This is a genomic window from Bacillus sp. CR71, from assembly GCF_003429245.1.
Taxonomy (GTDB): domain Bacteria; phylum Bacillota; class Bacilli; order Bacillales; family Bacillaceae_G; genus Bacillus_A; species Bacillus_A thuringiensis_S.
Genome location: NZ_CP031748.1, coordinates 1,449,932 through 1,462,685 on the forward strand (window position 1 = coordinate 1,449,932; position 12,754 = coordinate 1,462,685).

The following is a 12,754-nucleotide window of genomic DNA, read 5'->3' on the forward strand; positions in this document are numbered from 1 at the left end:
ATAGAAATCAATATCATTTGCATTATACACTACGAATCCTTTCAATTAAAATCTTTTTATTATTTGTAATATGTGCAAAATAGGAGGATTTCATAAATCATAATCTAGAATATATAGCTTAAGAAGTTTTATGTGAACAGAGACAATAAAAATGGTAGGTGATGTTTTGAAAAATCTTGTCATTGGGCTTATTGCGTTAGTACTTATTGTGGCAGGAGGATTTTACATAAAAAAATATCAAGAAAACGAAGAGACTGTAGGAGATGTTCAGGAAGTAAAGTGGGATGTGTCAAATGGAAAGGGAAATGAGAAAGTAGATATTGTATTTCAGTTGTTAAACAAAAAGAATAATGAAATTCGTGGTGTAAATGATCAAATACGGGCAGTGATTGTAGATGGACAGTTAAAACACATACAACAAATTAAACCTACATTTGCAGGGAACGGGTCATATAAGTTATCTTCCAAAATAGCGAAAGATGAAGAATATACGATATTTTTATACGAAGATAAAAATAAGTCCGTAGAGTCATTCGCTAGGAAAGATTTTGGTAGAACGAAAGAGGAGAACAATAAGAAAAAAGTGAAATTTCCAATCGACAGTGTACTTACAAAAAAAATAGGGGAGTATGAAGTTTCTCTTTTATTTGGCGCATTACATCCGAATGAACCAGTTACGTTAACATTTCAGTTTCAAGCGAAAAAGGGTGAAAAATTGAAATTACATTCAGAGAGAGGAGAAGTAGAGTCACTCTATATCGTGGATGAAACGAAGGAGAACTTTTTATACGCTATGCCTGTGGATACGGATGAACAATTACAATACCGTATTACATTTCCTGCCGAGGGTACGTATAAAATGTGGGGGAATTTCTATATAAATGGTAAGAAATATGAAAAAGAATTTATTGTACAAGTTCAAAAAAGAAAAAACAGCTAAGAATTTAGCTGTTTTTTCTTTTTCCTATTAATTTTGTTACAGAGAGCATTGTAATTGGTAAAGAATGATTCTTCCTAAATGCTAAATATTTACCGCTCCATGCTGGTTTATATTTTTCTTTAAAATGTCGTAATCCACTGAAACTATACGTATAACGAACGTTATTAAAGATTGCAGCAGCCACTCGTTCAGACCAGAAAGACTGTGTGGATAAACCAACATTTGAAAGTGGTGCCATACCAATATTAAAGGAGTGGTATTCATTTTCTTTTGCCCATTGGAATAAGTGGATGAAAATTGCGTCCATAATGCCGCTAGGCGCATCTGGATAATATCGCATTAAATCGACAGATAATGATCCGTTTTGATATACGGGCATGAATGTTGTGAATGCAATAATTTTTCCATCCGCATCAGATAATGTTGCAATGGGAGCGCGACTAATATATTCATGATCGAAGTATCCGAGTGAAAAACCTTTCTCTTTTTTTCCACCAAGCCATGCATCTGAAACTTTTCTTAACTCTTCATATAATTCGTCTGAGAAAGGTGGCTCATGAATAGAGAATGTATAGCCTTCTCTTTCAAAACGGTTGAAAGTAGCTCGCATGCCAGCGCGTTTCTTTCCTGTTATTGTAAATGTATTTAAATCAACAACAGCTTCTTCACCGAGCTTAAAGAAGTTATAACCAAAATCGTGATATAAACTCATCCATTTACTTTCAATTTGGTAGAATACACAAATGTATCCAAATCGATCAGCCTCAGCTAAAAACTCTTGCAATACAGTACGATAGGAGGAAGGGTCCCCGATTGGATCACCTAGTACAATAAGTCGTTTTCCAGTTATTGAGAAGAGAATGAGTGCTTTTCCATCACTACTGAAAAAGAACTGTTTATCTCCTAAAAAACCTAAATGACTAAGTACATTTCCACCATGTTCATCTAAGAAGTTTTGTAATCTTTTATCATTAGCTGGTTGCCCGGGAAATTCATTTCGATAACGATTTGCAATGAGTGAACCAATTAGTAAAAAAGTAGGAACAAAAAAGGCAGCTGCTAATGCACTTCGTTTCACTTGTGTAATATTACGAACGACAAAATCAGGTTGGAAAGCTTCTTTTGCACTTGCAAATAAAATACCTAAGTTTTTATATAAATATAACGTTACAAGTAGGAATATAAAAACTTTTACGATATCGGAAAGTGAGACTTCCATTTTCTCACGTACAAACCTTTTACGAAGCATATACAATACAGCGAGTACGATTAATAAAATAAAAGTTTCTTCAACATCAATTCCTTTTAGTGTATTAAAAATAGCCGCTCCAATTAAAGAAACAATCGTCATATAATAAGAACGTTTTGTTCCGTAATATATCCCTCGTGAAAGAATGAGGAGGAGAATACCGAATGTTAGCGATAAGCTAAAAGAAAATTGAATAAGATGTTTTGGAGCTAGAATATGTAAGGCGTGTGCCCGATTTATACTTGTCGGTAGAATAGTTGATAAAATAACCATTAAGCCAGCAAATACTGTTAAAGCAGCAGATGCCCAAGAACCTAACTTTCCTAGAAAGTCACGCTGCAAAGTCCATATAACACCAGTTGTCTCTAATGCAGGCGCAATAAAGGGTTTATCTTCAAACTTTTTAATGGCTACTCCTGTCATTTCAAAAGCTGCAAAAATGAGACCAAGGCAGAATGGTAAGATGTAATAGACGAGACGATATAATAACATAGCAGGAAGCAAAACACCTGTATCGATGCCGTATTGCCCAAGCCCAGTTAAGAAGACAAGATCAAATGATCCAAGACCACCAGGAACAAGACTAACGACACCAGCTAAAGCAGCAATGACATATACGCCTAAAAACTTTTGGAATTCGATTTCAATGCCAAATAATAGTAATATGACGTACATAACAATACCAGCAGATACCCATTCGACTAATGAAACTAATGAGTATAAAACAGTTGGGTTTTTCTCCTCTTCTTCTTGTCCCTCTGTTTGCATCGCTTTTCTATTTTTTAATTTAGAAAATCCGATATATATAGGGACGAAAAGAGCAAAGAAGATAAGAACAGGCCATAGCCATGGTTTTTCATGCAAAATAAATCTCGTGTCTAATATTCCGATAAGACCAAGAAATGAAAGAATGGCTAATCCATTAATAAAGGCAGTTGTCATCCAAGCGATACTTTTAATAAGTTTTCCATTTTCTTTTATGTATGGACGATAAAGCATTGTGCGTACGCCAGCTCCAACTAGACCACCAAACCCGATAAATCCATTTAAAGTATTAGCAATCCACGAGATACGGAAAATCTTTTGGACAGGGATATCAGCTTTTAAGTAACGAAGCATAACATAGTCATAAAAGAACATTGTTGATACAGCGAATGCACCAAGTGTAATTGCTAAAAAGACTCCTCCAGTTGGAATGTTTTTAATTGTATCAATCGCTTCTAAAAAAGAAATGCCCGCTAATTCTTTTTTTGCTTGAAAGAATACAATTGTTAATACAACAAATGGGAAGATAATTTTCCCGATTTGTAAGAAACGTTTCCATGAAAACGACATAAATACAACTCTCCTTGTATAAGAAAACTGAGACAATAATATTATTATGACAAACTTCAAGAAAAATAAAAAGGTAAATTCCTGTATAGGGGAGCTATTTTTTATATAGGTATATTTAAAAGAATATTTTGTTTATCAGAAAATTAAGTTAGAATAAGATGAAAGAAGGTGGAGGGGAGTATATGATTATAAAAGGTTATGTAGGATATGAGTTAGAAAAGGCGAAACCTAATACATCAGAAGATTTTTTTAACAGATCTGAAGTGACATATATATTAAATGATAAAGAGAAAACTTTTTCGGTTTTATACGTTCGATATTTTGAAGAAGTTTTACAAGAAATTACTCCTTTTGAAGGAAATCCAGTGTATAAAGTAGAAGAACAAAACATATATTTGCGCGATATTGTAGCGATATGTTGTTTAGTGAAGGATAGGGAACTTCGTGCGCAAAAACGTTTGTATTTAAATAACCTGGAAGAATTTCAACAATATTTTGATGAGGGAACGGTGTCGAAAGTACAAGAAATATTGGCTGAATTACATAAAAATAAAAGAGTAGAAATAGCGTGAAATGGCAAAGGAGAGAGAAAAAATGTCTAATTTGATGGTTGAAAATCAAACAGAACAAGTTTCTATATTTTTAGAAGATGCTATTAATTTGATAACCAATTATGTAAATTATCATACGTTGCCTTCTTTATTAGAGGAAACACCAGCAGGGAATGAGCAATATTATAAAGGGTTATTAGCATCAATGAGACGACTTCTCGTTTTTTGCGAAGAAGGACATGATGCATGTTTTGTTTTGTTGAATAGTCAGCCATTTCGAAAAACAGCAGCTGAAAAAATTTTATATAAGATTTACCATCAAGTAATTGCAGAGTTTTTTTCACCAAAGAGTGATTATTGGTATGAAAATAGTCGGTCTGCATATACAGGAAAAAATTCTATCGTTTTTCAACAAACACCACCTGCATCTTTGGGGCAAGTGATGAAGAGTTTAGAAGGTAAATTTCAATTGATGCGTGAAGAACTAGAATATTATGAGACGGATTATCAGACAAAGATGTTACACAAATATTGATTGCGGAAAAGAAGCTAAGGTGACTTAGCTTCTTTTCCTTTTGTACAGTTATATAAGGGATTTTCATTGAATATAGTTAAGTGGATAGCATTAGGGAGGTGCAACATGAATCAGCAAGGTGTATTTACAGATTACTTTCATGAAGTAGAAAATTGGTGTGAAAGTGTTCTTCACGTATTAGATAGCCGCGCAATGGAAGTGTATGATGTCCATATGCTTGCTTATAAAATTCAGGCGTTGTTAGAGCGTATGAAAGAGCATGAGTATGAAACAGATGCAGAGTTTATGTATGAAATAAGTGATGATGTAGAACATATTCAGCATCACTTGCAGGAAGTATTTATGCAAGAAGAAGAGGAATATGAATTATATGAAAGAGGGGATAGCGAACGAGCTGTTCCAATTGGAGGACATACACTCCCGCCATTACCTTATCCGTATAATGCGTTAGAACCTTATATTTCTAAAGAAATTATGATGTTACACCATGATAAACATCATCGGAGTTACGTGGAAGGATTAAATAAAGCAGAGAAGATGATGGAAGAAGCGAGAAAAACAAATCAATTTGATTTAATTAAGCATTGGGAAAGAGAAGCGGCTTTTCATGGGTCAGGTCATTACTTACACACGATATTTTGGAATAACATGAAAAAAGACGGTGGTGGGAGTCCAAGAGGTGCTTTTTCACAACAAATCGAACAAGATTTTGGGAGCTTTTTACGTTTCCAAAAACATTTTACAGAAGCGGCCTCTAAAGTAGAAGGTTCAGGCTGGGCAATTCTCGTTTGGGTGCCCCGGTCTGGAAGGTTAGAAATTTTGCAAAGTACACTTCATCAATTATTTACACAATGGGATACGATACCACTCCTTGTACTAGATGTCTGGGAACATGCGTATTATTTACAATACCAAAATCGAAAAGATGAATATATTAAAAACTGGTGGAATGTTGTAAATTGGCCTGATGTAGAAAAAAGGTTTGAAACTGCGAAACAAATTGAATGGACACCATATTAGACGCAAATTCTCTGCGTCTTTTTTAATGGAAGCAGAAGGAAGATTTCGTTCATATTTTAAAAGGCCAAGCATACACTTGTACAAAAAGTGCCAAAAGGACGTGGGGGGAAATATGAGACGAATTTGTGTAATCATTACGCTTCTTATTATGTACGCAAGCGTTATGCCGATTCCTACATATGCAAAGATGAACAGCAATGTCAGTGCTCGAAATGCTGTATTAATGGAGCAACAGTCTGGTCGTGTATTATACGGAAAAGCAGAACATGAACCTCAAAAAATTGCTAGTATAACAAAAATTATGACTGCCTTGTTAGCTGCTGAATCAGGGAAGATGAAAGAAATGGTGTCAGTTAGCAATGAAGCGGTGAGGGTGGAAGGATCAGCAATCTATTTAAAGCCTGGACAAAAAGTGAAGTTAGAAGATTTAGTATACGGACTCATGCTTAGATCTGGTAATGACGCAGCGCAAGTAATTGCTGAAAGTGTGGGTGGGAGTATAGATGGATTCGTATATTTAATGAATGAAAAGGCGAAAGAAATTGGAATGAAAGATACTCACTTCTCAAACCCTCATGGTTTAGATGGAGATGGATCACATTATTCGTCGGCTTACGATATGGCGTTATTAACGAAGTATGCAATGGGAAACGAGTCATTTAAAAAAATCTTTGGAACAAAAACGTATAAATCCGATTCTTGGGATTACCCGTGGAAAAATAAACATAAGTTGGTAACGTCTTATTATGAATTTGCAACAGGAGGAAAAACAGGCTTTACGAAGAAAGCAGGAAGAACGCTTGTTACAACGGCATCAAAAGATGGACTAGATTTAATTGTCGTAACTTTGAGTGCTTCTAGTGATTGGGATGATCATATGAATCTATTTGATAAAGGATTTGAACGTTTCAAGCAAACGAAAGTTTTAGGACAAGGAGCAATTGCTGAAATAAATGAAAAGAAGTATGCCAACCATGTTTATACGAAAAATAGTTTTTCCGTGCCGTTAACTGAAGAGGAAAGAAAGAACGTATTATTAAAAGTTGAACTGGATAAAAGTATAACGCTTGAGGATGGAGTAAAGGTTGGAAAGACAGATGTTTATGTTGGCAATGAGAAAGTTGGAGAACGGAATTTATTTTATAGTAAACGGAAGTTAGTAGCTACAACGGGACTTTACTGGAATAATGTGAAAGAAATTTTTTCTTACATGATAGGTGTTGGGAACAATGGTTAATCTCGTATGGGTAGCGATGGCTGTCATTGGGATTGTATACGCCATGATAAATGGAACGATGGAAGAAGTGAATAAGGCTGTATTTGACGGAGCAAAAGATGCAGTAACGATTTGTATAGGACTTATTAGTGTTTTAGTATTTTGGCTTGGTTTAATGAAAATTGCAGAGGAAGCCGGATTGTTAAAAAAATTAGTTTCACTTTTTATGCCGATAGTAAAAAGGTTGTTTCCAGAAATACCAAAGGATCATCCGTCCATGGGATTTATTCTATCAAATATGATGGCAAACTTTTTTGGTCTAGGTAATGCAGCAACCCCTCTTGGTATTAAAGCGATGGAACAACTAAAAGAGTTAAATGGAGGAAAGGATTCGGCGAGCCGTTCTATGGTGACGTTTCTAGCATTAAATACATCAGCTATTACATTAATTCCTACGACAGTCATTTCAATTCGAATGACATATGAATCAGCCAATCCTACTGAAATTGTTGGGGTAACATTTATTGTACAAGTACTTTCTATGATTGGAGCAATTTGGATTGACCGCTATTTTTACCGAAGAAGGAGTAGAAAGGGGCGGAAAAAATGAGTATTGTAAATACAATTTCCTTATGGGTAATCCCTTGTGTAATTGGTTTTATCCTTTTATATGGCACGATAAAGAAAGTGCCGACGTATGAATCGTTCGTTGAGGGAGGAAAAGAAGGGATTCAAATTGCAATTTCCATTTTACCGTTTATGGTTGGAATGCTTGTGTCTATTTCTATATTCCGATCGTCAGGTGCGCTAGATGCAATGATATCAGTAATGAAGCCAATGCTAGATTTAATTCACGTTCCAGCAGAAATCGTTCCATTAGCACTAATACGTCCTATTTCAGGTTCTGCTGGTCTAAGTATTACGACTGATTTAATTGCTACATATGGGCCAGACTCATTCATTGGGAGATTAGCTTCTACGATGCAAGGGAGTACAGATACGACTTTTTATATTTTAACAGTATACTTCGGAGCTGTTGGTATTAGAAAAATGGGAGATGCATTAAAAGTAGGTCTTTTTGCAGATTTAATCGGAATTATTTGCTCGATTGTCTTTGTTTCCCTATTGTTTCAGTAAAGCTATTCATTTTTTATGCTATTTCGCGTATAATACGTATACGACCACTATTAAGGTGTAGCTTAATAGTGGTTTTTTTATGCAGTATTTTTGACAAAATGATGAACTTTTATTGTGAGAAATATGAAAAATATGGACAATAATAAAGGATAAAAACATGATTTGACCTTTATATGTTTAATATCATCGCTATGTTGTTTAAGGGAGATGGAGCGAATAACCGTAAAGCGTATGCGGTTGCCAAGTCTTTCTAATGTAAGGTAAGATAAATTCGAGGTGAAAAAAAGAAATGGAACGATTACAAAAAGTGATTGCGCAAGCAGGTATTGCATCGAGAAGAAAGGCTGAGGAATTAATTCAGCAAGGAAAAGTGAAAGTTAACGGAAAAATAGTGAAAGAGTTAGGAACAAAAGTAACTCCTCAAGATAAAGTAGAAGTAAATAACATCCCTCTTGAAAAAGAAGAACCTGTTTATTTTTTACTATATAAACCAACTGGTGTAATTTCAAGTGTATCAGATGATAAAGGTAGAAGTGTTGTAACAGACTTTTTCCCTGAAATTACACAACGTTTATTCCCAATCGGACGTCTAGATTATGATACGTCAGGAGTATTATTAATGACAAACGACGGGGACTTCGCAAATATATTAATGCATCCTAAATATAAAGTTGAAAAAACGTATGTTGCAAAAATAAAAGGCCCATTAACAGGTGAGAAAATTCGCATGTTAGAACGCGGTGTTGCATTAGAAGATGGTAAAACAGCACCAGCACATGTGAAAATTATTTCTTGGGACAAGCGTAAAGAGATGGCTATTGTACAATTAACAATTCATGAAGGACGTAATCGTCAAGTACGTCGTATGTTTGAAGCGTTAGACTGTAAAGTAGTGAAATTAAAACGTGAACGTTATGCTTTCTTAGAAGTAGGAAGCCTGCGACCTGGTGATGCGAGAGAATTGACACCACATGAGGTGAAACAATTACGCGCGCTTGCTTCTACAAAGCCAAGATAAGCTATAGAGTTAAAAATTCACCAGTGGAGTGCTCTGCTGGTGATTTATTCAATACAACATTTACAGAAGATAATACATAACATTTACCGAGGAGAGGAGAGGTAATATGAAGAAAAATCGCTTATTATTTCGCGTTATTATTCTACTCATTTTATGTGGTGCTGTAGGATTTACCCTTTATCAAGGATTCTTTGCTAATAAAGAGAAAATGCAAATCGGAAAAGAAGCACCTAACTTTGTTGTGACAGATTTAGAAGGGAAGAAAATTGAACTAAAAGATTTAAAGGGAAAAGGTGTATTTTTAAACTTTTGGGGTACGTGGTGTAAACCTTGTGAAAAAGAAATGCCTTATATGAATGAATTATATCCAAAGTATAAAGAAAAAGGCGTTGAAATCATAGCGTTAGATGCAGATGAAACGGATATTGCAGTAAAGAACTTTGTGAACCAATATGGTTTGAAATTCCCAGTTGCTATTGATAAAGGACAAAAGATTATAGGAACATATGGAGTAGGTCCATTACCGACAAGCTTTTTGATTGATAAAGATGGAAAAGTAGTGGAGCAAATTATAGGTGAACAAACGAAAGAACAGTTAGAAGAGTATTTAAAGAAAATTACTCCGTAATAAAGAAAGCCTTTACATAAGAGGTGCGTGTCTATAGTGCCTCTGATTTAAAAATTCTGAGTATTGCGGTAACTCGAGGTTAGAATATACAATAGTACATATAGATACAGGGGCGGTGAGAGTGTTGAAAGAAATTAAATGTGAATGTGGACATGTTAATCCGATAGGAACCGTTTTTTGTGAAGCTTGCGGGAAACCATTTGAAAGCAATGAAAATGCAAAACTATTGGATATGCGCTATGAGGGGAGTGCACGGAGATCTCTCACGCAAACAAAAACGATAGTCGATAAAATTTGGAGCTTTTTCTCTTCTGTAAAAGTCGGTGTATGGCTAATCGTAATAACTTTAGCTGCATCAGCGATAGGAACTATTTTTCCGCAAGAAATGTACATAACTCCAGGGATTGCACCAGCTGAATATTATAAGCAAGAATACGGATTTTTAGGGCAATTATACTATCAATTAGGATTTAATAATTTATACGGTTCATGGTGGTATATGATTTTGATTGCTTCTATCGGTATTTCACTTGTGATATGTAGTTTAGACCGCGTTATTCCACTTTATAAAGCTTTAAAAAAGCAAGGCGTAAAAAGACATCCTAGTTTTTTAAAGAGACAGAGATTATATGGGACTGGTACACCGCAAGATGGTGACCTGGAAAGAGTGCAAAAGAATTTAAAGAAAAGAAACTATAACGTGAAAGTGGAAGACGGAAACGTTTTAGCAGAAAAAGGACGCTTCTCGCGTTGGGGTCCATATGTAAATCATATCGGTCTTATTATCTTTTTATTCGGTGCGATGCTTCGTTTTTTACCGAGTATGTACGTAGACGAAGCACTTTGGTTACGTGATGGTGAAACGAAAGAAATACCAGGGACGGATGGACAATACTACTTAAAAAACGAGAAATTTATAAAAGAAGTTTATGATAAAAGTAAGGACAAGGAAGTTTTTGAGGAAGCGATTGATCGTGTAGGCGATAAAATGATTGCGAAAAACTTCCAAACGAATGCTGTATTATATAAAGCTGTGGGCGAAAATATAGCAGGGCAAAAACCAAAGTTGGAAAAAGTAAAAGAAGCGGAAATTCGAGTAAATGAACCACTGAAATTTGATCAATTTGCAGTGTATCAAGTGGATTATAAAGAAAGTGAATTTAAAAGTATGTCCTTCAACTTGCAAAATAAAGAAAATAATCAAAAATGGGGACCGATTAAAGTAGATTTAACGAATCCTAAGGAAAAATATGATTTAGGAAATGGTTATTCTCTAGAACTATTAAGCTATTTTCCTGATTTTTATTTTGATGAGAATGGAAAACCGAATACAAAAACGAAATTACCGAACAATCCTGCATTTGTATTTAAAATGTTTACACCTGAAACACCAGATGGTGAAGTGAGTTTTGTTGGTATTCAGCAAAATATAGAACCTGATGGAAACAACAAATATAAAATGTCGTTTGCGGGTGTTGAAATGCAAAATGCAACAGCACTTACTGTAAGAAAAGATTTAACGCTTTGGATTCTCGGTATTGGAGGATTTATATTTATGGTTGGTGTCATTCAAGGTATGTATTGGAATCATCGCCGTATTTGGATACAACGTGTTAATGATGAATGGTGGATTGCAGGGCATACGAATAAAAATTGGTTCGGTTTAAAGAAAGATATTGAAAGAGTAATAGAAGGTACAGCAATTCCACAGCCAAATGATAAAGTAATCGATAAAAAAATTAGTTAAGGTGGGGAAACGATATGGTGCAAATAATTAGTAACTTTCTCTTTACCGCATTTATTTTATATTTAATTGCGACTCTATTTTTTGGTGGAGCCATTAAAGAAAAGGGTCATAAATGGGCAAATGTAGGAATAACAATTACAATTTTAGGGTTTATAGCACAAACAGTATATTTTGTTACAAGGTGGATTGCATCAGGGCATGCGCCAGTTAGTAACTTTTTTGAATTCGGTACATTTTTCGGCATGATGCTTGTAGGAGCATTTATTGTAATGTATTTTATGTACCGCGTAAGTATAATTGGACTATTTGCATTACCAGTTGCGCTTTTATTAATTGCCTATGCAAGTATGTTTCCGAGGGAAATATCTCCGCTTATTCCATCTTTAAAAAGTAATTGGTTACATATTCACGTGACGACTGCAGCAGCAGGACAAGCAATTTTAGCGATTAGTTTTATTACGGGCGTCATGTATTTATTAAAAAATGTAGATCAATCAACGAGAAGTAAACGGACATTTTGGCTAGAGACGGTAGTGTTTACGCTTGTTTGTACAGTTGGATTTATTGGAGTAACAACGGTATTTTCTAGTATGAAATATGAAGCGAAGTTTCAATGGGTTGATAAAAATGAACAACAACTGGAAATGAAGTACAATCTTCCAGCTTTAGTAGGACCGCATGAAGGGAAGTTACAGACAGAAAATAAATTAGAACCGGTAGTTGAAGTTCCAGCGATTGTAAATGCGAAAAAATTAAATACTGTTATTTGGTCAGTGTTAGTTGGAACATTACTTTATATTGTATTAAGGCTTGTTTTACGGAAGCGAGTATCGGCGGCACTTCAGCCGTTAGTAAAGAATACGAATAGTGATTTACTAGATGAAATCGGATATCGATCTATTGCAATTGGATTCCCAGTTTTCACATTAGGAGCGTTAATTTTTGCAATGATTTGGGCTCAAATAGCGTGGACGCGTTTTTGGGGCTGGGATCCGAAAGAGGTTTGGGCACTTATAACGTGGCTCTTTTATGCTGCAGTACTACATTTACGATTATCTAAAGGGTGGCATGGAGAGAAATCAGCTTGGCTTGCAGTAATTGGTTTTGCAATTATTATGTTTAACTTTATTGTAGTAAACTTAATTATTGCCGGTTTACATTCATATGCATAGAGAAATAAAATAGGAGAGTGCATGTCACTTTCCTATTTTATTTTTGTCAACTTTTCTTCTTTTTTGAGAAAAACATGACAAAGTAGCGGTTGATTTTGTAAAATGATGTCGAGGACATTATATACTGTTCAAAAAAAATACATAGTTTTGGAAAAAAATTGAACAAAATTTATTATTCTTGTGAAGCATAATATGGGAAGTGAAAC

12 protein-coding genes are annotated in these 12,754 nt (G+C 34.9%); 11 read left to right on the forward strand and 1 reads right to left on the reverse strand.

Going from position 1 to position 12,754, the window contains the following annotated elements; genetic code table 11:
• Positions 1-151 precede the first annotated feature (151 nt).
• On the forward strand, positions 152-940 hold the full coding sequence (locus DOS87_RS07530; protein ID WP_000232602.1) for a hypothetical protein: 789 nt from the start codon (positions 152-154) through the stop codon (positions 938-940).
• 4 nt (positions 941-944) lie between these two features.
• Here the strand turns inward: DOS87_RS07530 and mprF are convergent, their stop codons facing one another.
• Positions 945-3,524 (reverse strand): bifunctional lysylphosphatidylglycerol flippase/synthetase MprF, encoded by a 2,580-nt coding sequence (gene mprF, locus DOS87_RS07535; RefSeq protein ID WP_098424900.1) that lies wholly within the window; start codon positions 3,522-3,524, stop codon positions 945-947.
• Between the two features lie 182 nt (positions 3,525-3,706).
• Here mprF and DOS87_RS07540 point away from each other — a divergent pair, with 182 nt between their 5' ends.
• From DOS87_RS07540 to resC, 10 genes are all read left to right on the forward strand, one after another.
• Positions 3,707-4,096, forward strand: a complete 390-nt coding sequence (locus DOS87_RS07540; protein WP_000584359.1) for a hypothetical protein — start codon at positions 3,707-3,709, stop codon at positions 4,094-4,096.
• A 22-nt stretch (positions 4,097-4,118) separates the two neighbouring features.
• A complete protein-coding gene (locus DOS87_RS07545; protein ID WP_000067555.1) occupies positions 4,119-4,610 on the forward strand; it encodes a YpuI family protein in 492 nt (163 codons plus the stop codon).
• A 105-nt stretch (positions 4,611-4,715) separates the two neighbouring features.
• Positions 4,716-5,630 (forward strand): superoxide dismutase, encoded by a 915-nt coding sequence (locus tag DOS87_RS07550; protein WP_001075736.1) that lies wholly within the window; start codon positions 4,716-4,718, stop codon positions 5,628-5,630.
• A 112-nt stretch (positions 5,631-5,742) separates the two neighbouring features.
• Positions 5,743-6,867 (forward strand): D-alanyl-D-alanine carboxypeptidase family protein, encoded by a 1,125-nt coding sequence (locus DOS87_RS07555; RefSeq protein ID WP_001252627.1) that lies wholly within the window; start codon positions 5,743-5,745, stop codon positions 6,865-6,867.
• Positions 6,860-7,456 (forward strand): nucleoside recognition domain-containing protein, encoded by a 597-nt coding sequence (gene spmA, locus DOS87_RS07560; RefSeq protein ID WP_208730231.1) that lies wholly within the window; start codon positions 6,860-6,862, stop codon positions 7,454-7,456. Before DOS87_RS07555 ends, spmA begins: the two co-directional genes overlap by 8 nt.
• Positions 7,453-7,983, forward strand: coding sequence for a spore maturation protein SpmB (spmB, locus tag DOS87_RS07565; protein WP_000029514.1), 531 nt, complete (start codon positions 7,453-7,455; stop codon positions 7,981-7,983). The genes spmA and spmB overlap by 4 nt, the downstream gene beginning before the upstream one ends.
• 289 nt (positions 7,984-8,272) lie before the next feature.
• The gene (gene rluB, locus DOS87_RS07570) at positions 8,273-9,001 is read left to right on the forward strand and encodes a 23S rRNA pseudouridine(2605) synthase RluB (protein ID WP_000440553.1); all 729 of its coding nucleotides are present in this window, start codon (positions 8,273-8,275) and stop codon (positions 8,999-9,001) included.
• Positions 9,002-9,107: 106 nt separating this feature from the next.
• A complete protein-coding gene (gene resA, locus DOS87_RS07575; protein ID WP_000742193.1) occupies positions 9,108-9,629 on the forward strand; it encodes a thiol-disulfide oxidoreductase ResA in 522 nt (173 codons plus the stop codon).
• Positions 9,630-9,750: 121 nt separating this feature from the next.
• Positions 9,751-11,376, forward strand: coding sequence for a cytochrome c biogenesis protein ResB (resB, locus tag DOS87_RS07580; RefSeq protein ID WP_000910521.1), 1,626 nt, complete (start codon positions 9,751-9,753; stop codon positions 11,374-11,376).
• Between the two features lie 14 nt (positions 11,377-11,390).
• Entirely contained in the window at positions 11,391-12,548 is a 1,158-nt protein-coding gene (resC, locus tag DOS87_RS07585; RefSeq protein ID WP_208730232.1) for a c-type cytochrome biogenesis protein CcsB, read from the forward strand.
• The last annotated feature ends 206 nt before the right edge of the window (positions 12,549-12,754 follow it).

What these genes read in the sequence shown, in the direction of transcription:
- DOS87_RS07545 (WP_000067555.1), top strand. Translation starts at nt 4,119, where the DNA reads ATGTCTAATTTGATGGTTGAAAATCAAACAGAACAAGTTTCTATATTT.
- spmA (WP_208730231.1), top strand. Translation starts at nt 6,860, where the DNA reads ATGGTTAATCTCGTATGGGTAGCGATGGCTGTCATTGGGATTGTATAC.
- resA (WP_000742193.1), top strand. Translation starts at nt 9,108, where the DNA reads ATGAAGAAAAATCGCTTATTATTTCGCGTTATTATTCTACTCATTTTA.
- spmB (WP_000029514.1), top strand. Translation starts at nt 7,453, where the DNA reads ATGAGTATTGTAAATACAATTTCCTTATGGGTAATCCCTTGTGTAATT.
- resC (WP_208730232.1), top strand. Translation starts at nt 11,391, where the DNA reads ATGGTGCAAATAATTAGTAACTTTCTCTTTACCGCATTTATTTTATAT.
- DOS87_RS07555 (WP_001252627.1), top strand. Translation starts at nt 5,743, where the DNA reads ATGAGACGAATTTGTGTAATCATTACGCTTCTTATTATGTACGCAAGC.
- DOS87_RS07530 (WP_000232602.1), top strand. Translation starts at nt 152, where the DNA reads ATGGTAGGTGATGTTTTGAAAAATCTTGTCATTGGGCTTATTGCGTTA.
- rluB (WP_000440553.1), top strand. Translation starts at nt 8,273, where the DNA reads ATGGAACGATTACAAAAAGTGATTGCGCAAGCAGGTATTGCATCGAGA.
- mprF (WP_098424900.1), bottom strand. Translation starts at nt 3,524, where the DNA reads ATGTCGTTTTCATGGAAACGTTTCTTACAAATCGGGAAAATTATCTTC.
- DOS87_RS07540 (WP_000584359.1), top strand. Translation starts at nt 3,707, where the DNA reads ATGATTATAAAAGGTTATGTAGGATATGAGTTAGAAAAGGCGAAACCT.
- DOS87_RS07550 (WP_001075736.1), top strand. Translation starts at nt 4,716, where the DNA reads ATGAATCAGCAAGGTGTATTTACAGATTACTTTCATGAAGTAGAAAAT.